This window comes from Streptomyces sp. T028, assembly GCF_048159505.1.
GTDB lineage: Bacteria > Actinomycetota > Actinomycetes > Streptomycetales > Streptomycetaceae > Streptomyces.
In genome coordinates this window covers 139,506-159,805 of the sequence record NZ_JBLRVZ010000029.1, presented here as the reverse complement: position 1 = coordinate 159,805, position 20,300 = coordinate 139,506, and the positions used below count along the sequence as shown (strand labels likewise).

Below are 20,300 nucleotides of genomic sequence, written 5' to 3'. Positions count from 1 at the left end.
TCGGGAAAGCGATGCTTGTGCAAAACGTTTTGGATGCCTAGCTTGTGCGCCATGAACGAGAGAACGCCCGCCGGACCGGGTGTCCTGCTGGTGTCCGGATGCGATGTGCTGCGGGTTCCGGAGCGGGGCGAGTGCGAGATCCTCCCCGCCCGGGACATCGTCGTCGCGGGCGGCCGTATCCAGGAGGTGCGGCCGGCCGGCTCGGCACCGGCGCCCGACGCGGCGGAGGTGATCGACGCCCAGGGCCTGCTGGCCGTACCGGGGCTGGTCAACGCGCACACGCACAGCCCCATGACGCTGATGCGCGGCGCGGCCGAGGACGTGACGGTCGAGGGCTGGTTCAACGACCGGGTGTGGCCGATGGAGAGCAACCTCACCCCCGCCGACGTACGGACCGGCGCCCTGCTGGCCTGCGCCGAGATGATCCGCTCCGGGGTGACCACGTTCGCCGACCACTACTTCTTCCCCGAGGAGATCGCCGCGGCGGTCGCCGGGACGGGGCTGCGCGCCGACATCGCGCCCACCTACTTCAGCAGTCGGGGCGCGGCCGCCCTGGCGGAGACCGTCGCGTTCGCACAGACGTGGCACGGCGGGGCCGACGGCCGGGTCACCGTCTCGCTCGGGCCGCACGCCCCGTACACCGTCGACGACGCGGACCTGCGCACCCTGGCCGGTCACGCCCGGCGGCTCGGCCTGCGTGTGCACATCCACGCCGCCGAGCATCTGGAGCAGACCGAGTCCAGCCTGGCCCGACGGGGCGTCACGCCCGTCCGGGTGCTGCACGAGACCGGGGTGCTCGAGGCCGGCGCCCTGATCGCGCACGGCTGCGGGATCGTCGAGGAGGACCTGGCGCTGCTGGCCGAACACGCCGACCGGACCGCCGTGGCCTGCTGCCCGAAGGTGTACCTCAAGCACGCGCTGTCCCCGCTCACCCCCGTGCGGGAGCTGCTCGACGCCGGGGTGACGGTCGCCGTCGGCACGGACGGCGCCGCAGGCCACAACACGCTCGACGTGTGGGAGGCGCTGCGGCTGCTCGCCCTGACCCAGAAGCAGCAGGTACGGGACGCGACCTGGATGACCGTCTCCGACACCCTGCGCCTGGCGACCCGCGGCGGTGCCCGTGCGCTCGGGCTCCAGGACCGGACCGGGGCCCTGGAGCCGGGGCTGCGCGCCGACCTGGTCCTGGTCGATCTGGCCGGGCTGCACTGCCGTCCGCTGCACGACCCGCGGGCCGCCCTGGTCTACAGCGCCCGGGCGAGCGACGTCCGTACGGTCGTCGTCGACGGCCGGGTGCTGATGCGCGACGGCCGGCTGCTCACCGTGGACGAGCCCGCGCTGCTCGCCGAGGCCGATGCGCGGGTGGCGCGGATCCTCGACACCTCGCACGGAAGAGCGGTGCAGCACTATGACCCGTGAGCCGTACCGCGACGGCCGTTCCTCGGCCGTCCGCAGGCCCGCCTCCATCAAGGACGTGGCCGCCGCCGCGGGCGTCAGCCCCACCACCGTCTCGCACGTCCTCAGCGGCAACAGACCGGTCAACGAGGAGACCGCCGCACGGGTCCGCGGGGTCGTCAACCGCCTCGGCTACGTCCCGGCCTCGCTGGCCCGCAGCCTCCAGGCCGGCTCCACCTCCGTCATCGGACTGCTCATCCCCGACATCAGCAACACCTTCTTCGCCGAACTCGCCAAGGGCGCCGAGGACGCCGCCCACGACCTGGGCTACGGGCTGATCCTGTGCAACACCGAGTTCGACGCCGACCGCGAGGACCGCTATCTCGGCATGATCCGCAGCCGGTTCATCGACGGCATGGTGTACGCCTCGGGGTCGCCGCCGTCCCTGCGCCGGCTGGAGGCCCTCATGGGGAAGTTCCCCATCGCGCTCGCGGACGAGGAGGTCGACGGGCTGGAGGGTGCCCTCATCGCCACCGCCGACCACGAGGCGGGCGGCCGGCTGGCCGGTGCGCATCTGCGGGAACTCGGTCACCGCCGTGCGCTGATGCTGACCGGCCCGCGTGCCCTGCGCAGCAGCGCCGCCCGCGCGGCCGGCTTCGTGCGGGCCTTCGGCGGGGAGGTCGTGGAGCGCGTCGGTGACTTCAAGGAGGACTCCGGTCGTCGTCTCGTCGCCGCCGTCCTGGCCGAGGGCCTCCTGGACTGCACGGCCGTGTTCGCGGCGAACGACCTGATGGCCTTCGGCGCGCTCACCGCTCTTCGGGAGGCGGGACTCACCGTCCCGCACGACGTCTCCGTCGTCGGCTTCGACGACATCCCCGTCGCGTCCCTGGTCGACCCGCCCCTGACCACCGTCCACCAGCCCGCCTACGACGTGGGCCGCACGGCCACCGCCCAGCTCCTGCAGTACGTCTCCCGGGGCGAGGTCCCGCCCGCATCCCGGCACACCCTCCCCGTCGAACTCAAGGTACGCGGCAGCACGGCTCCGCCCGCCCGCTGATTCCCTCCCTCACCCCGGCTCCCTCAGCCCGCACGGAGCCGCGGTGCCCCCTGCCCGAAACCCCCTCCAGGAGAGGTGATCTCCCATGCCCAGAGTCCTCGTCGTCGGCGAGTCCTGGTTCACCTACACCGTCCACCAGAAGGGCTTCGACGCCTTTCACACCGCCGAGTACACCGAGGGCGCGGACGTCTTCCTCGACGCGCTGCGGGCCCGCGGCCACGAGGTGACGTACGTCCCCGCCCATGAGATCCCCGCCCGTGTCCCCGACACCGACGCCGGGTTCGACGCGTACGACGTCGTGGTCATCAGTGATGTCGGCGCCAACAGCTTCCAGCTGCCGCCGCAGACGTTCAACGCCTCGGTGCCCGCGCCCGACCGCTCCGAGGTGGTGCGGGCGTTCGTCGAACGGGGCGGCGGGGTGCTGATGATCGGCGGCTATCTCACCTTCAGCGGGATCGACGCCCGCGCCCGCTGGGGGCGCACCCCGCTGGCCGCCGCGCTGCCGGTGCGGATCGCCGACCGGGACGACCGGGTGGAGCTGCCGTCCGGTGCCGTCCCTGAGGTGGTCGGCGAGCACCCCGTCGTAGATGGCCTGGAGCGCTCCTGGCCCGCGCTGCTCGGTCTGAACGAGGTGGCCGTACGTCCGGAGGCGGCGCTGCTGGCCGAGTGCGCGGGGCATCCGCTCCTGGTCGTCGGCGGCCACGGCGCGGGCCGCTCGGCGGCGTTCACCTCCGACGTCGCCCCGCACTGGGCGCCACCGCCGTTCCTCGCCTGGGAGGGCTACGCCGAGCTGTGGGACCGCCTGGTGCGCTGGCTGGCGGGGGCGGAGCTGTGACACACGCACCCTCGCGCGGTACACCCCACATCGCGGCCGTGCCCGGTGACTTCGCCCCGCTCGTGCTGATGCCGGGCGACCCGCGCCGGGCCCGCCGGATCGCCGAGACGTTCCTCGACGACGCCCGGCTGGTCACCGACGTACGCGGGATCCTCGGCTACACCGGAACGCACCGGGGCCGGCCGATGTCCGTCCTCGCCTCGGGGATGGGGATCCCGTCGATGTCGATCTACGCGACCGAGCTGCTGCGCCACTACGGCGTCCGCAGGATCGTCCGGGTCGGCACGGCGGGGGCGATCCCGGCCTCGGTGGCGCTGCGGGACGTGGTGATCGCGTCCGCCGCGCACACCGACTCCGGTGTCGGCAGGCTGCCGGACGCGGGCATCTCCCTCTCGCTCACCCCGTCCCACCAGTTGCTCGGCGCCGCCGTACGCGCCGCGCACGACCCTCCCCCGGGCAGCGGAGCGGTGCACGTCGGCGCGGTGTTCAGCACCGACCACTTCTACCTCGACCGGCCCGCCGTTCTCGACGCGCTGGAGAGCCGGGGCACCCTCGCGGTGGAGATGGAGGCCGCGGGACTGTACGCCGTCGCGGCGGCGGAGGGCGCTCAGGCGCTCGCCGTCCTCACGGCGTCCGACCATGTCCGCACCGGCGAGGAGCTGTCGGCCGCCGAGCGGGAGACCTGTTTCGAGCGGGCGGTGCGCATCGCGGCCGCGGCGCTCCTGGCCGACGACTGAATTTCTCCCAGCCGAAATCAAACAGAAACCGGGCGTCGTAGCCAAAACGTTTTGCACTTCCTACTGTCGACGCATCCACCCGCCCCTCCCCCGGGCGCTGCGGAAAGATGCGGAAAGATCAGGAGAACGACGATGAGACACACGATAAACGTGACTGCCGCAGCGGTGGCGGGAATGCTCGTACTGGCCGCGTGCGGCGGATCGGGCGACGGGAATTCCGGATCGGCGTCGGCCTCCGGCAAGCCCCGTATCAAACTGGTGATCAACGGCGGCCTGGGCGACAAGTCGTTCTTCGACTCCGCCTACGAGGGGCTGAAGAAGGCGCAGCAGGACCTGGGGTACGACCTCAAGGTGGTGGAGCTCGGCTCCGACCGCACGAAGTGGGAGCCCGGTTTCGAGGACGCCGCCGCGGCCGACGACTACGACATCCTCGCCGCCGGCACCTTCGACGTCACCGACTACATCGGCGAACTCGCCCCGCAGTACCCGGACAAGAAGTTCTGGGTCTTCGACTCGGCGGTGGACTACAGCGGAAAGAACGGCTGTTCCAACAAGTGCGAGAACGTCTACTCGGTGACGTTCAAGCAGAACGAGGGCGGATATCTCGCCGGATTCCTCGCCGAGAAACTCGTCGCGGAGAAGGCGCTCAAGGGAGTCGGGTCGCTGAACAAGGTCGGCGTCATGGGCGGGGTGAAGATCCCCGTCATCGAGGACTTCGTGGTCGGCTTCAAGGCCGGTTTCAAGGCGGCCGGCGGAACGGAATCCGACGTCCTGGTGCAGTACGTGGGCGGCGACAAGCCGTTCGGTGACCCGGCCCGCGGCAAGGAGATCTCCACCGCGATGTACGGCCAGGGCGCGGCGCTGGTCTGGCCGGTCGCGGGGCTCTCCGGGCTCGGCACCTTCGAGTCCGCCGTCACCGCCAAGCGCTACGCGTTCGGCGTCGACTCCGACCAGTACCAGACGCTCACCGACCAGGCGCAGAAGGACACGGTCGTCACGTCGATCCTCAAGAACGTCGGCAACGCGCTCTACCAGGCGGCGCGGGACGACCAGAAGGACGCCCTGAAGTACGGCGCCGTCTCCACGGTCGGCCTCGCCGAGGACGCCGTCGGCTACGTGGACGACGCCCACTTCCAGGAGCTGGTCCCGCAGAAGACACGCACCGAACTCCAGGCCGCCGCCGACGAGGTCAAGTCCGGCTCCGTCACGGTCCCCAGCGCCTTCTAGCCGAACGGGCCCCGTGTGATGAACGAGTCAGGGAACCCGGTCGGCCCGGCCGTCGCCGCCCGGGCGGTGACCAAGACCTACGGCAACGGGGTGCGCGCGGTGCGCGGCGTGGACCTGGAAGTCCCGCCGGGCGAGATCCGGGCGCTGGTCGGCGAGAACGGCGCGGGCAAGTCCACGCTGATGAAGCTGTTCTACGGCCTGGAGCAGCCCACGTCCGGCGAGATCGTGGTCGGCGGCCGGGCCCGTGCCCTGCGCGGCCCGGCCCAGGCGATCGCGCTCGGTGTGGGCATGGTGCACCAGAACCTGATGCTGGTGCCGTCCTTCACCGTCGCCCAGAACGTTGTCCTCGGTGTCGAGCCCGGCCGCCGCGGCCTCGTCGACGCCGACGCGGCGGTGGAGACCACGGCCCGGCTCGCCGAGGAGTCCGGACTCGCCGTCGACCCCACGGCCCGTGTGGACGAGGTGTCGGTCGGTATGCGCCAGCGCGCCGAGATCCTCAAGGCGCTGCACCGGCGGGCGAGGGTGCTGATCCTCGACGAGCCCACCGCCGTCCTCACCCCGCAGGAGACCGAGGACCTCTTCGCGGCCGTACGCCGGCTGCGTGACGGCGGGATGACCGTGCTGTTCATCTCCCACAAGCTGCGCGAGGTACGCGAGATCAGCGACACCGTCAGTGTGATGCGCGCCGGGGCACTGGTCGGCACCGTACCGACCGCCGACGCCACGGAACGTTCCCTGGCCGCCATGATGGTCGGCCGCGATCTCGACCTCCACGTGGACCGGGTCCCGGCCCGCCGGGGCGACGTCACCCTGCGCGTACGGCGGTTGGGGTACGCGGCGTCCACCGGGCAGTCCCTGCACCGGATCTCCTTCGACGTGGCCGCCGGGGAGATCGTCGGCGTGGCCGGCATCGAGGGCAACGGACAGAGCGAACTCGCCGAGATCCTGGCCGGGTTGCGCGCGCCCACCGCCGGCAGCGTACACGTCGGCGGCACGGACACCGCCGGACTCGACGCCGCGGGCCACCGCGCGGCGGGCGTCGGCTACATCCCCGAGGACCGGCTCCGAGGCGGCGCCGCCCTCGACGAGTCGATCGCCGACAACCTCGTCGTCGACCGCCACGACCGGCCCCCGCTCGCCCGCCGCGGCGTCCTGCGCCCCAGGGCCGTACGGGCCCATGCCCAGCGGCTGATCGGCCAGTACGCCATCCGCACCCCCGACCCGTCCGTGCCCGTGCGCGCGTTGTCCGGCGGGAACATGCAGAAGGTGATCGTCGCCCGTGAACTCTCCGCCGGACCACGCCTGTTGATCGCGTCCCAGGTGACCCGGGGCGTGGACGTCGGTGCCATGCGCTTCATGTACGAGCGGCTCGTGGCCGCCCGTGACAACGGCGCCGCCGTCCTGCTGATCTCCGCCGACCTCACCGAACTGCTCGCCCTCTCCGACCGGCTGCTCGTGCTCAAGGACGGCCTGCTGGTCGGCCGGTTCGACGACACGACCGGCCTCACCGAGAAACACGTCGGCCTCCACATGCTCGGCGTCGAACACCACGACGACGCGCGTCTGGCGGCCGGACTCGACACCGGCGAGCAGCCCGAGGAGCCCGCCCCGTGACCCGTACGCTCATCGAGACCGAGGACCGACGGGAGTACCTGGCGACCCGCCGCCGCGGCCTCCTCGTCGACCTGTCCATGACCCTGGCCACCATCGTGGCCGCGCTCGCCGTCGGCCTCCTCGTGATGCTCGCCACCGGCAAGGACCCGTTCGCCGCCTACGAGGCCCTGCTCACCGGCCCGCTGGAGCGCTCCTTCCGGGTCGGCCGCTGGCTGGAGGACGCCACCACCCTCACCCTGCTCGGGCTGTCGGTCGCCATCCCCTTCCGGGCCCGGCAGATCAGCCTGGGCGCCGAGAGCCAGCTGTACGCGGGCGCGCTGGCCGCGGCCATGGTGGCGATCTTCGTACCGCTGCCGCCGGTCGCCGCCGTGATCGTCCCGCTGGTGGCGGCCGCCACGGCGGGCGCCGGACTCGGCTTCGTGCCGGGCGCGATGAAGGCCCGCCTCGGCGCCAACGAGATCGTGGCCACGCTGATGCTCAACGCCATCGCAGTCCGCGTCTACGACTACCTCGTCAACGGCCCGCTCAAGCAGTCCGGCAGCACCGCCGTGCACTCCGAGCCCATCCGGCCGGACTCGGCGCTCACCCCGCTCACCGACTGGTTCGGGACGCCCCTGGGCCGGGCCAACGTCGGCTTCGGGCTGATGCTGCTCACCGCCGTCGCCCTGTGGCTGCTCATCACCCGCACCCCGCTCGGCTACCGCATCCGCATGACCGGCGCCAACCCCGACTTCGCCGAGTACGGCGGCATCAAGGTGCCGCGCGCCATCGAGTGGAGCTTCGTCATCGGCGGCGCGGTGGCCGGGCTCGCCGGGGCGCATCTGGTGCAGGGCGTCTACGGCCGCCTCGAACCGGGCCTCGCCGGCAGTCTCGCGTTCGAGGGGATCGTGGTGGCGCTGCTGGCCAGGAACAACCCCCTGGTCGTCGTGGTCGCCGGGCTCTTCTACTCCTATCTGCGCGCCGGGGGCGACATCATGGAACAGCAGACCGACGTCGGCACCGAGATCGTCGTCGTCATCCAGGCGGTCATCGTGCTGCTGGTCACCGCTCAGGCCCTGCCCGACCTCCTCAAGCGGCGCCTGGCCCGCAGACAGGCGGCCGCCCGATGAGCTCCGTCCTGGACGTCGTCCTCAGCAGCGCCTTCCTGGCGGCGGTCCTCCGGGTCGCCACCCCCTATCTGCTGGCCGCCTTCGGCGGGCTGGTCGCCGAACGCGCCGGCATCAGCAACATCGCCCTGGAGGGGCAGATGCTCGCCGCCGCCTGTACGGGCGCGCTGGTCGCCGGCTACAGCCACTCCGTCGCTCTGGGGGCGGTCGGCGGGATCGCCGTCGCCACCCTCCTCGGCCTCCTCCTCGCCGCCCTGCGCCTGGAGCTGGGCGCGGACGCGATCATCGCGGGCATCGGCCTCAACCTGCTCGCCTCCGGCGCCACCGCCTTCGCCGTCTACACCCTCCTCGACGACAAGGGCGGCACCTCCGGTCTGAAGAGCGGAACCGTGCCGGACGTCCCGTTGCCGGGCATCGACGGCGTCCCCGTCCTCGGCGACACGATCGCCGGCCAGAACCTGATCACCTGGCTGGCGTTCCTCACCGCGCCGTTCGTCGCCTGGCTGTTCTACCGCACGCGCTTCGGCTTCCATCTGCGGGCCGTCGGCGAGATGCCGGACGCCGCCGCGTCGGTCGGCATCCCGGTACGGCGTGTCCAGTACACCGGGCTCGCCCTCAGCGGCGCGCTCGCGGGCGTCGCCGGAGTGTTCCTCAGCATGGGCTACGTCTCCTTCTTCGTCCGCGACATGACGGCCGGCCGGGGCTTCATCGCCCTCGCCGCGGTCTTCCTCGGCGGGCTGCGCCCCTGGGGGGTGTTCCTCGCCGCCCTCGGCTTCGGCGCGGCGGAGGCGCTCGCCGTGCAGCTCGGCACCCTCGACGTACCGCCCCAGCTGGTGTCCACCATCCCGTACGCCATGACCCTCGTCGCGCTCGCGCTGTACGCGTGGCGCCGTGGGCGCAGGGGCACGGGCGAGCCCACCCCTGTCTCCCTCTGAACCGCAGCCCCGAACCTGAACCGCCGCACACCGAACCCGTCACCTCGCGAAGGACGATCACGCATGCCCCGGCGCAGTTCCCCAACCCACCGCGGACTCCTGGTCCTCGGCACCCTGACCACCGTCGCCGCCCTCTTCAGCAGCCACGCCCTCGCCCAGGCCTCCCCCGCCGGGAAACCGGCGGGGGACGGCGTCAGACTGCTCGACACCCTCACCGTCCCCGCCGGAACCGCACGGTTCGGCATGCCGTTCGGCGGGCTGTCCGGCATCGACTACGACCCTCGTACCCACACCTACGCGGCGATCAGCGACGACCGCTCCGAGAACGGCAAGGCCCGCTTCTACACCCTCCGGCTCCCGCTCGCCGGAGGACACTTCGCCGTCGACGAGCCGGTCGTCGACGGACTGACCGTGCTGGCGGACACCACCGGTCAGCCCTTCGCCACCAAGGCCGTCGACCCGGAGGCGATCCGCTGGACTCCGGGCGGCGGAAGCCTGCTGTGGACCAGTGAGGGCGCCTCCAACGCGGGACAGCCGGCGTTCGTCCGCGAGACGTCCCCCTCCGGCGGGTACGTCCGCGAACTGCCGCTGCCCCAGGCGTACGCCCCGGTGCGCTCCGCCTCCGGCACCCTCACCGCAGGGGTCCGGGGCAACCAGGCCCTCGAAGGGCTCGCGCTCTCCCCCGACGGCCGCAAGGTCGTCACCGTCACCGAGAACGCCCTGGTCCAGGACGGTCCGGCGGCGAGCCTGACCACCGGCAGCCCTTCCCGGCTGCTGGTCTCGGACCGGCGCACGGGCCGTCCTGAGGCCGAGTACGTCTACGGGGTCGACCCGGTCTCCGACGCCCCCACCGCCCCGCTGCCCCCGCCCGTGAACACGATGTCCTCGGACCGGGGCGTCTCCGAGATCCTCGCCCTGTCGCGGACCGACTACCTCACCGTCGAGCGGTCCTTCGCGTCCGGCGTCGGCTTCGCCATCCGGCTGTACTGGACCACCACCCGCGGCGCCACCGACGTCCGCGGCGAGGACGCCCTGTCCGGCACCGAGCGGCACATGCGCAAGAAGCTGCTGTTCGACTTCACCGCCTCCGGCACCGACGCCGACAACGTCGAGGGCATCACCTGGGGCCCGAACCTGCCCGACGGCTCCCGAAGCCTCGTCCTCGTCTCCGACGACAACTTCGGCTTCAACGGCGGCACCACCAGGTTCCACCTGCTGTCGGTCCCCGAGGGTCTGCTGCCCACGACGGCCTGACCTGTACGGCGCACCCCTTTCTCCCTCCCGGGTGGTCCCGGTGGCGGAAGCCACCGGGACACGGGTTTCTGTACGAGACGGAACACGTCCGGACAGAGAGCGAGAGAGCATGGAGCGGCAGCAGGAGCGCCTGGGGACACCCCGGGCCGCCGGGATCGCCGGGGTCGTGTTCGCGGTCCTGATGGGCGTGGTGATCGTCCTGGTGCGGATCGCCCTGCCCGGCGGGGCCGACGGGCATGACATCACGGTGGACGAGGCGCAGCGGAACACCGTGGAGACGGCGCTGGGGCTGCTGCCGTACGCCGGGATCGCGTTCCTGTGGTTCATGGGCGCCCTGCGCGAGCAGGCCGGGGCGGCGGAGGACCGGTTCGTGTCCACGGTGTTCCTGGGCAGCGGCCTGATCTTCGTGGCCACCTTGTTCGGGTGTGCCGCGGCGGCGGTGACCGTGCTGGACGAGAACCAGCAGAACGCCCCCTTCGGCCGCCACTACGCCTACACCCTGCTCACCACGTACTCCCTGCGGATGGCGGCGGTGTTCATCCTCACGACGTCGACCATCGGCCGACGGCTCGGCGTCATGCCGCGCCCGCTCGTGTTCCTCGGTTTCGCCACGGGTCTGACGCTGCTGGTGGCGGGGGCGAGTCTGCCCTGGTCGGAGCTGGCCTTCCCGGGCTGGGCACTGATCGTCAGCCTGGACATCCTCCGGGGCCGGCGTCCCTCCGCGACGCCCCGCCCGGCGGCCTAGGCGGAGTCGGCCGGCCTGGGCCCTCACTCGAACGGGCTGCTCCTCGTCGCCGCCCCGGCTCCGGCGTCCGAGGCTGGTGTGGGGGCTCGACAGGGCCGTAGGAGCAGGGCCGTAGGAGAGGACCGATCCCGTGCCAAGGATTGCCGTCGATCTGAACCGCTGTCAGGGGTACGCGCAGTGCGCGTTCCTCGCCCCCGAGGTCTTCGCCATGCACGGCGACGAGGCGCTGCTCTACGACCCGGAGCCCGGTGAGGAGCAGCGGGAGAAGCTGGCACAGGCCGCCTCCGCCTGCCCCGTGCAGGCCGTTCTGGTCGACGCGGTCGACGCGGTCGACGTGACGGCCGAGGCGGTGTCCGGCCGATGACCGGTGACGGATCGCTGGAACGGCTCCGGCGCGAGGGCCGCATCGTCGTGGTCGGTGCCTCGCTGGCGGGTCTGCGGGCCGCGGAGACCCTGCGCGAGAAGGGCTTCGCGGGCTCCCTGACGATGATCGGGGACGAGCCGTACGAGCCGTACGACCGGCCTCCGCTGTCCAAGCAGGTGCTGCTCGGCAGGGCGGCCGCCGAGCGCACCGCGCTGCCCAGGCTCCGGGCGGTCGAGGCGACCTGGCGGCTCGGCGTGGCGGCGGCCGGTCTGGACATGGCGGGCCGGCGGGTGCGGCTGGCCGACGGCGACGAGGTGCCGTACGACCGGCTGCTGATCGCCACCGGTGTGCGGGCACGGCCGTGGCCGCGCGAGGCCGAGGCGGAACTCGACGGCGTGTTCGTCCTGCGGACCAGCGATGACGGGGCGGCGCTCGCGCGGCGGCTGGCCGCGGGGCCGAAGCGCGTGCTGGTCGTGGGGGCCGGGTTCACGGGCTCGGAGATCGCCTCCGCGTGCCGTGAACGCGGCCTGGCCGTCACGGTCGCCGAGCGGGGTGCGTCCCCCCTGGTCGGGGCGCTCGGCGGGGTGGTCGGCGCGGTCGCCGCCGAGTTGCAGCGACGGCACGGCGTGGATCTGCGGTGCGGGGTGATGGTGACCGCGCTGGAGGGCGACGCCTCGGGGCGGGTGCGGGCGGCGCACCTGTCCGACGGCTCCACCGTGGAGACGGACGTGGTGGTCGTGTCGCTGGGCGCCACCCGCAACACCGAGTGGCTGGCCGGGTCGGGGCTCGGGGCCGGGCCCCGCGGTATCGCCTGCGACGCGGGCTGCCGGGCCTTCGACATCCGGGGGATCGTGACCGACGACGTCTTCGCGGCGGGCGACGTGGCCCGCTGCCCGCACCCGCTGTTCGGCTACCAGTTCCTGTCCCTGGAGCACTGGGGCAACGCGGTCTCCCAGGCGCGGGTCGCGGCGCACAACATGCTGAGCGAGAGCACCGACCGGATCCCCCACATGGAGGTGCCGTCCTTCTGGTCCTCCCAGTTCGGGGTGAACGTCAAGTCGGTCGGGGTGCCGTCGCTGGGGACGGAGATCCTGATCGCCCAGGGCTCGTTGGAGGAGCGCCGGTTCGTCGGCGTGTACGGGTACCAGGGCCGGGTCATCGGCGCGGTCGCCTTCGACCAGGCCCGCTGGCTGCCGTTCTACCAGGAGCTGATCGAGACCACCGCGCCGTTCCCGCCGGAGTTCGCCACGGTCGACCGGCGCTCGGAGGGCCGGCGGCCGCTCGACGCGGACTTCCCCGACCCGTCGGTGCCGTCCCACGGCCCCACGGTCACCCTCAGCGGGTACTCGCCCGCCGACCGCCGGATGACGTTCACCCCCGCGCACTGACCCGCCACGGCCACGAGCCACGAGGACTCGCCATGACGCCATCGCCGCTGCACCGGATCCTGGACTACGCCAACCGGGCCGATCCGTACCCGATCTACGAGGAGCTGCGGAGGACGCCGGTCCATCACGAGGAGGACGGGCCGTACGTCGTCAGCACCTACCACGAGATCCTCGGCCTGCTGCACGATCCCCGGATCAGCTCCGACGCCCGCAATCTGGCCCAGGCCGCCCACGATCCGCTCGCCGAGCCGGACCAGCAGGAGAGCGCCCTGCCGCCGAGCTTCCTGCGGCTCGACCCGCCGGAGCACGACCGGCTGCGCCGGATGACGAACCGTCCCTTCGGGCCGCCGCACTCCCCGCACCGGGTCGACGGGATGCGCGGCGAACTCCGTGACATCGTCACCGGCCTCATCGACGGCATCGGCGAGCCGGACCGCTTCGACCTGGTGGACCAGTTCTCGTACCCGTTCCCGGTGACGGTGATCTGCCGGCTGCTCGGGATCCCGCGCGAGGACGAGGCACGTTTCCACACCTGGGCGGACGCCATCGCCGCGAGCCTGGACCCCGACCCGGACGCGGATCCCGCCGAGCGCGGCAAGGGCGCGCACGACGCCCGGATGCAGTTGGGCATGTACCTGGCCGGTCTGATCGAGGAGCGGCGCAGGAACCCCGGCGACGACATGCTCTCCGCGCTGGCGACGGCGAAGGGCGAGGACGGCTCGATGACCACGATGGAGCTGCTCAGTACGGCCGCGCTGCTGCTGATCGCGGGCCACGAGACCACGGTCAATCTCGTCACCAACGGCATGCTGACCCTGCTGCGCCACCCCGACGTGCTGGAACGCCTGCGGGCCGAGCCCCGGCTGGCCGTGCCCCTCGTCGAGGAGCTGCTGCGTTTCGAGCCGCCGGTGCAGTTGGTCCCGCAGCGCGTCGCCCTCGCCGACATCGAGGTGCGGGGCGTCACCATCCCCAAGGGCGCCTCCCTCTGGCTGGTGCTGGCGTCCGGCAACCGGGACCCGCGGCGCTTCGAGCACCCGGACCGCTTCGACCCCGACCGCAAGGACATCCAGCACCTCGGCCTCGGCAGCGGCATCCACAGCTGCTTCGGCGCTCCCCTGGCCCGGTTGGAGGCCCAGTTCGCGCTGTCGGAGCTGGCCCGCCGGCTGGAGAACCCGCGTCTGCTGGAGGACCCGCCGCCGTACCGCCAGAACGCGGTGCTGCGCGGCCCCCGGCACCTGCACATCGCGTGCGACGGGATCCGGGCGTGAGCGCTCCGCTGGGGGGCCAGTGCGTCAGCTGCGGGTGCGTCGTGGCTGGTCGCGCCCCGCGGCGGAGCTGCATGTCGATACAGCCCCGCGCCCCTTTGGGGCGCTTCTCCGCGCGGCCCTGTACCGCTCGTACGCCTCGCGGGCGTCCGGGACGAACTCCGGGTGCCGGGTGAGGGCTTCGAGTTCGGGCCCGGTGAGCCAGGCGTGCCAGCTGACCTCCCGGGGGTCCGGCCGTATCGCCGTCGTGACGACGACCTCGTGCAGGCCGAGCCAGTAGGGGCTGATCACGCCCTCGCACAGGAACTTGAGCACCAGACGCGGGGCGGCACGAACCCCCAGCTCCTCGAAGAGCTCCCGGGCTGCCGCCGCTTCGTACGACTCGCCGGCCTCGGCGGCCCCGCCGAGCAGCCAGTTGTACTGCCCGGGGAAGCGGGACACGTGGTCCGGACGGCGATGGACGAGGAACCGCCCCTGCTCGTCGCGGCACACGATCGTCGCGACGCGGTGCGGCCAGCCCCGGCGGATCGCCTCCGCGCGGTCGACGACCGCCAGCACCCGGTCCTGCTCGTCGACTCGGTCCACCAGTTCAGCCATGCGGCACAGGATGTCAAAGGGTGGCGGGGACGGGGCCTTCGGGGCGGACCGTGATGCCGTACGCCGTCTTGGTGGGGGGCTGGTGGAGGGTCACGGTGTGGACGGGGAGGAGGTGTTCGAGGAGGACCGTGGATTCGCGGAGTGCGAACTGCAGGCCGAGGCAGGCGCGGGGGCCGACGCCGAAGGGGTAGTAGGCGCCCGGTTGGCTGGGGCGGCCGTCCGGGGTGGTGAAGCGGCGGGGGTCGAAGCGTTCCGGGTCCGGCCAGAGTCCGGGGTCGCGGTGGGTGAGGTACGGGCAGACGAGGACATCGGTGCCCGCCTCGACGGTGTGGCCCACGAGGGTGTCGTCCTCGGCGGCGTGGCGCGGCAGGATCCAGGCGGGCGGGTACAGGCGGAGCGTCTCGTGGACGAGCGCCTGGACGGCCTGGCGGCGCTGCGCGGAACCCTCGGCGCCGGCGGCGAGAGCCTCTTCGCGGGCGGCGGGGTGCCGGTCGAGGAGGAGGTGGAGCCAGGTCAGGGTGGTGGCGGTGGTCTCCTGTCCGGCGGCGAGGAGCGTGACCAGCTCGTCGCGGAGCAGCTGGTCGGTGTACTCGGGGCGCGAGGCGGCGGCGTCGAGCAGGACGTGCAGCAGGCCGGGGCCGTCGGGGCCCGCCGCCCCCTCGCGGGCGGCCTCGATCGCACGCCGGGCGACGGCGTCGATCCGCGCGAGGTCGGCCGCCACGGCCTCGCGGGCGTCGGTGGCGTCGGCGGGCAGGGTCGGCAGAGCGGCCCCCACGGCCTCCACGGCGGCCAGTTCGCGCGCGGTCTCCTCGTCGACGGGGTGCCCGGTCAGCGAGCGCCAGATGGTGTCCAGGGCGAAGCGGTGCATCTCCTGCCCGAGGTCGAAGGTCTCGCCGGTGCGGGCGTACGTGCTCCAGCGGGCGGCGGTGGTCCGGGCCGCCTCGGTGATCCGCTGGTCGTAGCGGCGCATCCCGGTGCCGGTGAACTGCGACTGCAGCAACCGGCGTTGCCGCTTCCAGGCCTCACCGGAGGCGGAGAGGACACCGTCGCCGACCAGGAGACGGGCCCGGTGGGAGCGCTTGACGTACCGGTCGGGCTGCCGGGCGAGCACGTGCTGCACCGCGTGCGGGTCGGTGACGAGCACGGTGAGCCCCGCCCCGAGCCGGAACCCGGCGACCCCGCCCACCTCTTCCCGTACCCGGGTCAGCAGGTCGACCAGTTCCCCTCTCTCCGCATGCCACCGCGCCACGAGCCCCGGATCGGCCTCGGGGACCGGCCGCCCCGTCCCGGGAACGTACGAAAGGGGGCGGAGGCCTGCCTCGCTGTCCAAGTCTGCTTCTCCTGGTCGACCGTTGTACTCGGGCCGGAACACCGGCACCACGGACTGTACGGGAGACGGCACACGCGGTGACAGCTCGCCGTCCGGTTCTCAGGTGTCGTACGCCTCGGGGTCGAAATGCGCGAGTCGGCGGCGCAGACGGCCCGTGGACCAGGGCCAACTGAAGCTGTTGAGGCCGTTGTTGTCGAGGTAGTAGCTCGAACAGCCGCCCGCGTTGTAGACGGTGGAGGGCAGGGCCTGCTGGACCTCCGCACCGAAGGCGGCCTGGACTTCGGGGCGGACGTTCATGGTGGTCCACCCGGCCGAGCGGAAGTGCCGTACCGCTCCCGTCATATAGGCGAGTTGGGCTTCGAGGATGGTGTACGCCGAGGAGTGGCCGGTCCCGAGGTGCGGGCCGAGCAGGATGAACGCGTTGGGGAAACCGGTGACGGTGGTGCCGAGGTAGGCGTCGGGGCTGCCTTTCCAGTGGTCGTCGAGGCTCACGCCGTCGGCGTCGAACACGCGCCCGGCGATCGGCATGTCGAGGATGTGGAAGCCGGTGCCCAGGATGACGGTGTCCACGTCCGCCGTACTGCCGTCCGCGCCGGTCACGCGGTTGCCGTCGACGGCCTGGACTGCGGCGGGGTGGACGGTGACGTTGGGCCGGGTCAGGGCCGGATAGTAGGTGTTCGACAGCAGCAGCCGTTTGCAGCCGAGGGTGTAGTCGGGCGTCAGGGCCCGGCGCAGCCGCGGGTCCTTGACGGCGGCCCTGAGGTGGAGCGCGCCCACCTTCTGCACCACGCGCAGGAGGGACGGGTGCCGGAAGCCGATCCCGAGGGCCTCCAGGGCCGCGTACTCCGCGTTCCGCAGGGCTCGTTGGGCCGCCGGGAGGCTTCGCAGCAGTCGGCGTTCGGCGTGCGGGACAGGGTGGTCGGGCTTGGGAAGCACCCATTGGGCGGTGCGCTGGAACAGGTGCAGTTGTGCGACACGCGGCTGGATGGCGGGCACGAACTGCACGGCGGACGCGCCGCTGCCGACGACGGCGACACGTGCGCCGGTCAGGTCGTGGTCGTGGCGCCAGCGCGCGGAGTGGAAGACCTCACCGGGGAAGTCGGCGAGGCCGGGGATGTCCGGGAGCAGGGGTTCGTGCCAGGGGCCGGCCGCCGCGACGAGGAAGCGCGTGAGGTACAGGCCACGGGTCGTCTCGACGCGCCAGCGGGCCTCTCGGGGGTCCCATTGCGCGCGGGTCACCTCGGTGCCGAAGCGGATGAGGGGGGTGATGCCGTGTCCGGCCGCCGTGTCGCGGAGGTAGGCGCGGATCTCGGGCTGGCCGGCGAAGGCCCGTGTCCACTCGGGGTTCGGTGCGAAGGAGTACGAGTACAGCGCGGAGGGGACGTCGCAGGCGCACCCCGGGTAGGTGTTGTCCCGCCAGGTGCCGCCCAGGTCGTCCGCCTTCTCGACGACGACGAGGTCCCGCACACCGGCCCGGCGCAGTTCGATCGCCGCTCCGATGCCGGACAGACCGCTGCCGATGATCAGTGCCTCGACGCGGTGCGGCCGCGGGCTCGTCCACGCCGCGGGGCGGTCGGAGTGCGGCATGTCAGGCTCCTGTCCGGGTGTCGGCGGCAGAGGGGGCCGTCGGGCGGACGTGATCGCGGACGAGCGCCCGCGTGGTCCGCAGGGAGGTCTCCACAACCGTGAGCCGGCGCCGCGGATCCATGAAGTTGCCGCCCATCACCTCCAGGTCGGCGGGGGTGGGTTCGATGCGGACGACCTCGGTGCCGGCGGCCCGCAGCGCGGCGCACTCCGCGTCGAGGGTGCGGGTCATGACCCGGCGCAGCAGCGCCTCGGCCCGGCCGAGGCCCCGGCGCGGCGCCGGAGAGAGCGAGCTCATCGGGGCGATGACGTACACCTCGTCGAGGCCCAGGGGGACGAGGAGGTCGGCGGACGCGGTGGACAGGATGCCGCCGTCGGCATACCGGCGGCCGTGGACGCGTACCGGCCGGAACCAGCCGGGGACCGCCCAGGACGCGCGCAGTGCGTCCCGGAGCGCGGCCGGCGGGGTGTCGGGGTGTCCGAAGACGGTACGGCGTCCCGTGTCGAAGTCGGTGGCCACCAGCCAGGTCGCCGGATGCGGGACCCAGCCGCCGTCGGGGGCCAGGGTGTCGGCCAGGGCGGCCAACCATCCGCTGTCGCCCCGCCCTTGGGGCAGCAGCCCGGAGAGACCGGCCATCGTGGGAGCCGTGCGCCGCAGGGCGCGGCGCGCCAGCTCCGGCGACCCGGGGAAGAGCGCGGGCCGGGGCGGGACCGCCCGGGGCGGAGCCGCGAAATGCCGGACGAGCTCCGGACGGGCGTCCTTGCCGGCGAGTTGTGCCGCCAGGAGTTCCTCCACCGCGACGCCGCCGCCGAGCAGGGCGGCCAGCTCGGCCCCGGCCGAGGTGCCGACCAGTACCTCGGCCTGACGCGGGTCCCACCGCAGGGCCCGCTGGAGCGAGTGCAGGGCGCCGACCGTCCAGGCCGCGCCGAGCGTTCCGCCACAGCCGAGCACCAGTCCACGGGAAGGGGTCGTACGCGTGCCCGTCGCGGTCACTTGGATTCTCCGCCCTCTCGGCCTCTTCGGGATACCGACGAGATCCGGATACTAGCGGTATTCGAAAGCCCGGGGCAGCCCTTCGGCGGAGTTAGGATCCGAGGGATTCGGGGATCGGATGCCCCTGGGTCACCGCACACCCGCGCAGGACGGGGAAGGGAAGGGAGCGAGACATGGCCCGTCTCAGCCGCGTCGAGAGCCAGGAACGTACGCGGGAGCAACTCGTCGCCACCGCACGGGAACTCTTCCTGCGCGACGGCTACGGCGCGACCTCGATCAGTGATGTCGCGGAGACGGCCGGCTACTCCAAGGGCGCCGTCTACTCAAACTTCCGCAGCAAGGGCCGGCTGTGCCTGGCCGTCCTCGACGACATCCGTGCCGAACAGCTCGCGCTGCTCACGGAGTCCGTGATGCGCGACCCGGGGGCCGAGGACCGCCTCGCGGCGTTCGCCGCCTGGAGCGAGGCCCACATCGGCGCCGAGACCTGGACCGTACTGGAGGTCGAGTTCCTCACCGGCGCACGGCACGACGAAGAACTCCGGGGTGAGATCACGGCCCGCGTCACCGCGATCCGCGAGGCGCTGGCCCTGCTCATCGACGCGCTGGCGCAGGAACTGGGCACCTCACCGGCCATGCCGCCGGAACAGGCCGCGATGACCCTGCTCAGCCTGGGTATCGGTCTCGGCCTCCAACGCGTAGCCGACCCGTCCGTCCCCACGACCGTCCTCACGGACACCCTGCGACTCGTCCTGCGCCTGGACCGGTAGGCACCGCGCCCACTGCGGCTCATGCCGAGCCGGTCGTGGGGAACGCACCCCCGACCCGCTCGGCACTTCCCGCCAGGTTTCACCGCCGGGTGAGAGCCTGTGTCATATCCCCGGCCGGGTCAGCGCGCGGCGTCATGGGGGCCCCTCCCGCGCGAGCGAAGCCGAGCGTGGGGGAGGAGCCATGTGGGCGGTTCGGCAACGCGGCTGGGGGTCCCCCCTCTGGGGGTGGGGGTCCCCCCTCTGGGGGAGTGCCAGGCGTCGCGCGCCCGGCCGGGGATATGACACAGGCTCTGAGCCAGATGATCAGGACCCCTTCCCTGACGCGCCGTCGAGGGCCCGTTGCAGGGCCGGCAGCCCCTGCCCGAGAAGGGTCTTCTCCAGGCTGCGGTCGCTCTTGCGGCCCGTGCGCTCGCCCTGGGCGAAGCCGTCGGTGTCCACGACCTCCCCGCACCACTCGCCGTTCCCGACGGCCTGCCCGTCGAACGGCACCACCGCGCCCTCCCCCAGCGAGACCCACCGCTCGTCCTCCCAGCGCAGGGCGAGGACGTAGGTGTGGCCGGGCAGGACGCGCGGGGCGTCGCCGGTCAGCTCGGCGATACGGGTCTTGCCGTCGGAGCGCAGCACGCTCCAGCCCAGGCCGATGTAGTCCAGGGAGGACCCCACGGCGGGATGGGACCGGGTGCTGGAGGTGAACGGCTTGGCCTGCACCTCCAGTTCGACCGTCCGCTCCAGCTCGTAGCGGTACGTCCCGGCCGACAGTTCCTCCCGGCCGCTCTCCCGCTCCTCGACCGCCCGGCCCACGACGACCACATCGGCGTACCGCGTCCAGTCCTTCGCCGTCTCCGACGGATAGCGGTTGACCGCGATCCCGCACCCGTTGACCGTGTCGAGACCCGGCCAGCCGATCAGCACGCCCGCGACAACCCCGACGGCGGCCACGCCCGCGACGACCGGACGGCCCGTCAGACGGGCCGGTAAAAAGTTTCTTCGCACCCGATGATCTTGAAGTGCACATGGCCGACCGGCCGTGACGCGCGTCACTTTTCCAGTCACAGCCCTGTCACAGCGCTACGCGCTACGGCGATCTGTCCGAATCGTGGGGCCGAACG

19 protein-coding genes are annotated in these 20,300 nt (G+C 72.6%); 14 read left to right on the top strand and 5 right to left on the bottom strand.

Annotation, left to right across the window (positions count from 1 at the left end):
• Positions 1-51 precede the first annotated feature (51 nt).
• The 13 genes from ACLZN2_RS27475 to ACLZN2_RS27415 all read left to right on the top strand — a co-directional run bounded on the left by ACLZN2_RS27475 (position 52) and on the right by ACLZN2_RS27415 (position 13,922).
• Complete coding sequence (locus ACLZN2_RS27475) at positions 52-1,416, top strand: amidohydrolase (RefSeq protein ID WP_416981834.1); 1,365 nt, start codon at positions 52-54, stop codon at positions 1,414-1,416.
• The gene (locus tag ACLZN2_RS27470) at positions 1,406-2,449 is read left to right on the top strand and encodes a LacI family DNA-binding transcriptional regulator (protein ID WP_416981832.1); all 1,044 of its coding nucleotides are present in this window, start codon (positions 1,406-1,408) and stop codon (positions 2,447-2,449) included. The genes ACLZN2_RS27475 and ACLZN2_RS27470 overlap by 11 nt, the downstream gene beginning before the upstream one ends.
• Positions 2,450-2,534: 85 nt before the next feature.
• On the top strand, positions 2,535-3,284 hold the full coding sequence (locus ACLZN2_RS27465; RefSeq protein ID WP_416981831.1) for a glutamine amidotransferase: 750 nt from the start codon (positions 2,535-2,537) through the stop codon (positions 3,282-3,284).
• Positions 3,281-4,021 carry a purine-nucleoside phosphorylase gene (gene deoD / locus ACLZN2_RS27460; RefSeq protein ID WP_416981830.1) on the top strand — a complete coding sequence of 247 codons (741 nt, stop codon included), beginning with the start codon at positions 3,281-3,283 and terminating at the stop codon, positions 4,019-4,021. Before ACLZN2_RS27465 ends, deoD begins: the two co-directional genes overlap by 4 nt.
• Positions 4,022-4,153: 132 nt before the next feature.
• Complete coding sequence (locus tag ACLZN2_RS27455) at positions 4,154-5,248, top strand: BMP family lipoprotein (RefSeq protein WP_416981829.1); 1,095 nt, start codon at positions 4,154-4,156, stop codon at positions 5,246-5,248.
• An 18-nt stretch (positions 5,249-5,266) separates the two neighbouring features.
• Positions 5,267-6,862: an ABC transporter ATP-binding protein gene (locus tag ACLZN2_RS27450; RefSeq protein WP_416981828.1), complete on the top strand. Its 1,596-nt coding sequence runs from the start codon at positions 5,267-5,269 to the stop codon at positions 6,860-6,862.
• Positions 6,859-7,971: an ABC transporter permease gene (locus tag ACLZN2_RS27445; RefSeq protein WP_416981827.1), complete on the top strand. Its 1,113-nt coding sequence runs from the start codon at positions 6,859-6,861 to the stop codon at positions 7,969-7,971. The genes ACLZN2_RS27450 and ACLZN2_RS27445 overlap by 4 nt, the downstream gene beginning before the upstream one ends.
• Entirely contained in the window at positions 7,968-8,903 is a 936-nt protein-coding gene (locus ACLZN2_RS27440; RefSeq protein ID WP_416981826.1) for an ABC transporter permease, read from the top strand. The genes ACLZN2_RS27445 and ACLZN2_RS27440 overlap by 4 nt, the downstream gene beginning before the upstream one ends.
• Positions 8,904-8,966: 63 nt before the next feature.
• A complete protein-coding gene (locus ACLZN2_RS27435; RefSeq protein ID WP_416981825.1) occupies positions 8,967-10,157 on the top strand; it encodes an esterase-like activity of phytase family protein in 1,191 nt (396 codons plus the stop codon).
• Between the two features lie 109 nt (positions 10,158-10,266).
• Positions 10,267-10,902 (top strand): hypothetical protein, encoded by a 636-nt coding sequence (locus tag ACLZN2_RS27430; RefSeq protein WP_416981823.1) that lies wholly within the window; start codon positions 10,267-10,269, stop codon positions 10,900-10,902.
• A 130-nt stretch (positions 10,903-11,032) separates the two neighbouring features.
• A complete protein-coding gene (locus ACLZN2_RS27425) occupies positions 11,033-11,266 on the top strand; it encodes a ferredoxin (RefSeq protein WP_416981821.1) in 234 nt (77 codons plus the stop codon).
• Positions 11,263-12,654 (top strand): NAD(P)/FAD-dependent oxidoreductase, encoded by a 1,392-nt coding sequence (locus tag ACLZN2_RS27420; protein ID WP_416981820.1) that lies wholly within the window; start codon positions 11,263-11,265, stop codon positions 12,652-12,654. The genes ACLZN2_RS27425 and ACLZN2_RS27420 overlap by 4 nt, the downstream gene beginning before the upstream one ends.
• Before the next feature lie 32 nt (positions 12,655-12,686).
• Positions 12,687-13,922 (top strand): cytochrome P450, encoded by a 1,236-nt coding sequence (locus tag ACLZN2_RS27415; RefSeq protein ID WP_416981819.1) that lies wholly within the window; start codon positions 12,687-12,689, stop codon positions 13,920-13,922.
• Between the two features lie 24 nt (positions 13,923-13,946).
• Here the strand turns inward: ACLZN2_RS27415 and ACLZN2_RS27410 are convergent, their stop codons facing one another.
• The 4 genes from ACLZN2_RS27410 to ACLZN2_RS27395 all read right to left on the bottom strand — a co-directional run bounded on the left by ACLZN2_RS27410 (position 13,947) and on the right by ACLZN2_RS27395 (position 18,424).
• Positions 13,947-14,516 (bottom strand): NUDIX hydrolase, encoded by a 570-nt coding sequence (locus ACLZN2_RS27410; protein ID WP_416981817.1) that lies wholly within the window; start codon positions 14,514-14,516, stop codon positions 13,947-13,949.
• Positions 14,517-14,529: 13 nt separating this feature from the next.
• Complete coding sequence (locus ACLZN2_RS27405) at positions 14,530-15,846, bottom strand: cytochrome P450 (RefSeq protein ID WP_416981816.1); 1,317 nt, start codon at positions 15,844-15,846, stop codon at positions 14,530-14,532.
• A gap of 99 nt (positions 15,847-15,945) precedes the next feature.
• The gene (locus ACLZN2_RS27400) at positions 15,946-17,433 is read right to left on the bottom strand and encodes a flavin-containing monooxygenase (protein WP_416981815.1); all 1,488 of its coding nucleotides are present in this window, start codon (positions 17,431-17,433) and stop codon (positions 15,946-15,948) included.
• Between the two features lies 1 nt (position 17,434).
• Positions 17,435-18,424 carry a patatin-like phospholipase family protein gene (locus ACLZN2_RS27395; RefSeq protein ID WP_416981814.1) on the bottom strand — a complete coding sequence of 330 codons (990 nt, stop codon included), beginning with the start codon at positions 18,422-18,424 and terminating at the stop codon, positions 17,435-17,437.
• A 173-nt stretch (positions 18,425-18,597) separates the two neighbouring features.
• Between ACLZN2_RS27395 and ACLZN2_RS27390 the strand changes: the two genes are divergently transcribed.
• Positions 18,598-19,191 (top strand): TetR/AcrR family transcriptional regulator, encoded by a 594-nt coding sequence (locus tag ACLZN2_RS27390; RefSeq protein WP_416981813.1) that lies wholly within the window; start codon positions 18,598-18,600, stop codon positions 19,189-19,191.
• 303 nt (positions 19,192-19,494) lie between these two features.
• Here the strand turns inward: ACLZN2_RS27390 and ACLZN2_RS27385 are convergent, their stop codons facing one another.
• Complete coding sequence (locus ACLZN2_RS27385; protein WP_416981812.1) at positions 19,495-20,184, bottom strand: hypothetical protein; 690 nt, start codon at positions 20,182-20,184, stop codon at positions 19,495-19,497.
• Between the last annotated feature and the right edge of the window lie 116 nt (positions 20,185-20,300).

Excerpts from the sequence above, each read along its gene's own strand:
- ACLZN2_RS27475 (WP_416981834.1), top strand. The coding sequence starts at position 52 with ATGAACGAGAGAACGCCCGCCGGACCGGGTGTCCTGCTGGTGTCCGGA.
- ACLZN2_RS27470 (WP_416981832.1), top strand. The coding sequence starts at position 1,406 with ATGACCCGTGAGCCGTACCGCGACGGCCGTTCCTCGGCCGTCCGCAGG.
- ACLZN2_RS27465 (WP_416981831.1), top strand. The coding sequence starts at position 2,535 with ATGCCCAGAGTCCTCGTCGTCGGCGAGTCCTGGTTCACCTACACCGTC.
- ACLZN2_RS27455 (WP_416981829.1), top strand. The coding sequence starts at position 4,154 with ATGAGACACACGATAAACGTGACTGCCGCAGCGGTGGCGGGAATGCTC.
- ACLZN2_RS27450 (WP_416981828.1), top strand. The coding sequence starts at position 5,267 with ATGAACGAGTCAGGGAACCCGGTCGGCCCGGCCGTCGCCGCCCGGGCG.
- ACLZN2_RS27440 (WP_416981826.1), top strand. The coding sequence starts at position 7,968 with ATGAGCTCCGTCCTGGACGTCGTCCTCAGCAGCGCCTTCCTGGCGGCG.
- ACLZN2_RS27435 (WP_416981825.1), top strand. The coding sequence starts at position 8,967 with ATGCCCCGGCGCAGTTCCCCAACCCACCGCGGACTCCTGGTCCTCGGC.
- ACLZN2_RS27430 (WP_416981823.1), top strand. The coding sequence starts at position 10,267 with ATGGAGCGGCAGCAGGAGCGCCTGGGGACACCCCGGGCCGCCGGGATC.
- ACLZN2_RS27420 (WP_416981820.1), top strand. The coding sequence starts at position 11,263 with ATGACCGGTGACGGATCGCTGGAACGGCTCCGGCGCGAGGGCCGCATC.
- ACLZN2_RS27415 (WP_416981819.1), top strand. The coding sequence starts at position 12,687 with ATGACGCCATCGCCGCTGCACCGGATCCTGGACTACGCCAACCGGGCC.
- ACLZN2_RS27410 (WP_416981817.1), bottom strand. The coding sequence starts at position 14,516 with ATGGCTGAACTGGTGGACCGAGTCGACGAGCAGGACCGGGTGCTGGCG.
- ACLZN2_RS27400 (WP_416981815.1), bottom strand. The coding sequence starts at position 17,433 with ATGCCGCACTCCGACCGCCCCGCGGCGTGGACGAGCCCGCGGCCGCAC.
- ACLZN2_RS27390 (WP_416981813.1), top strand. The coding sequence starts at position 18,598 with ATGGCCCGTCTCAGCCGCGTCGAGAGCCAGGAACGTACGCGGGAGCAA.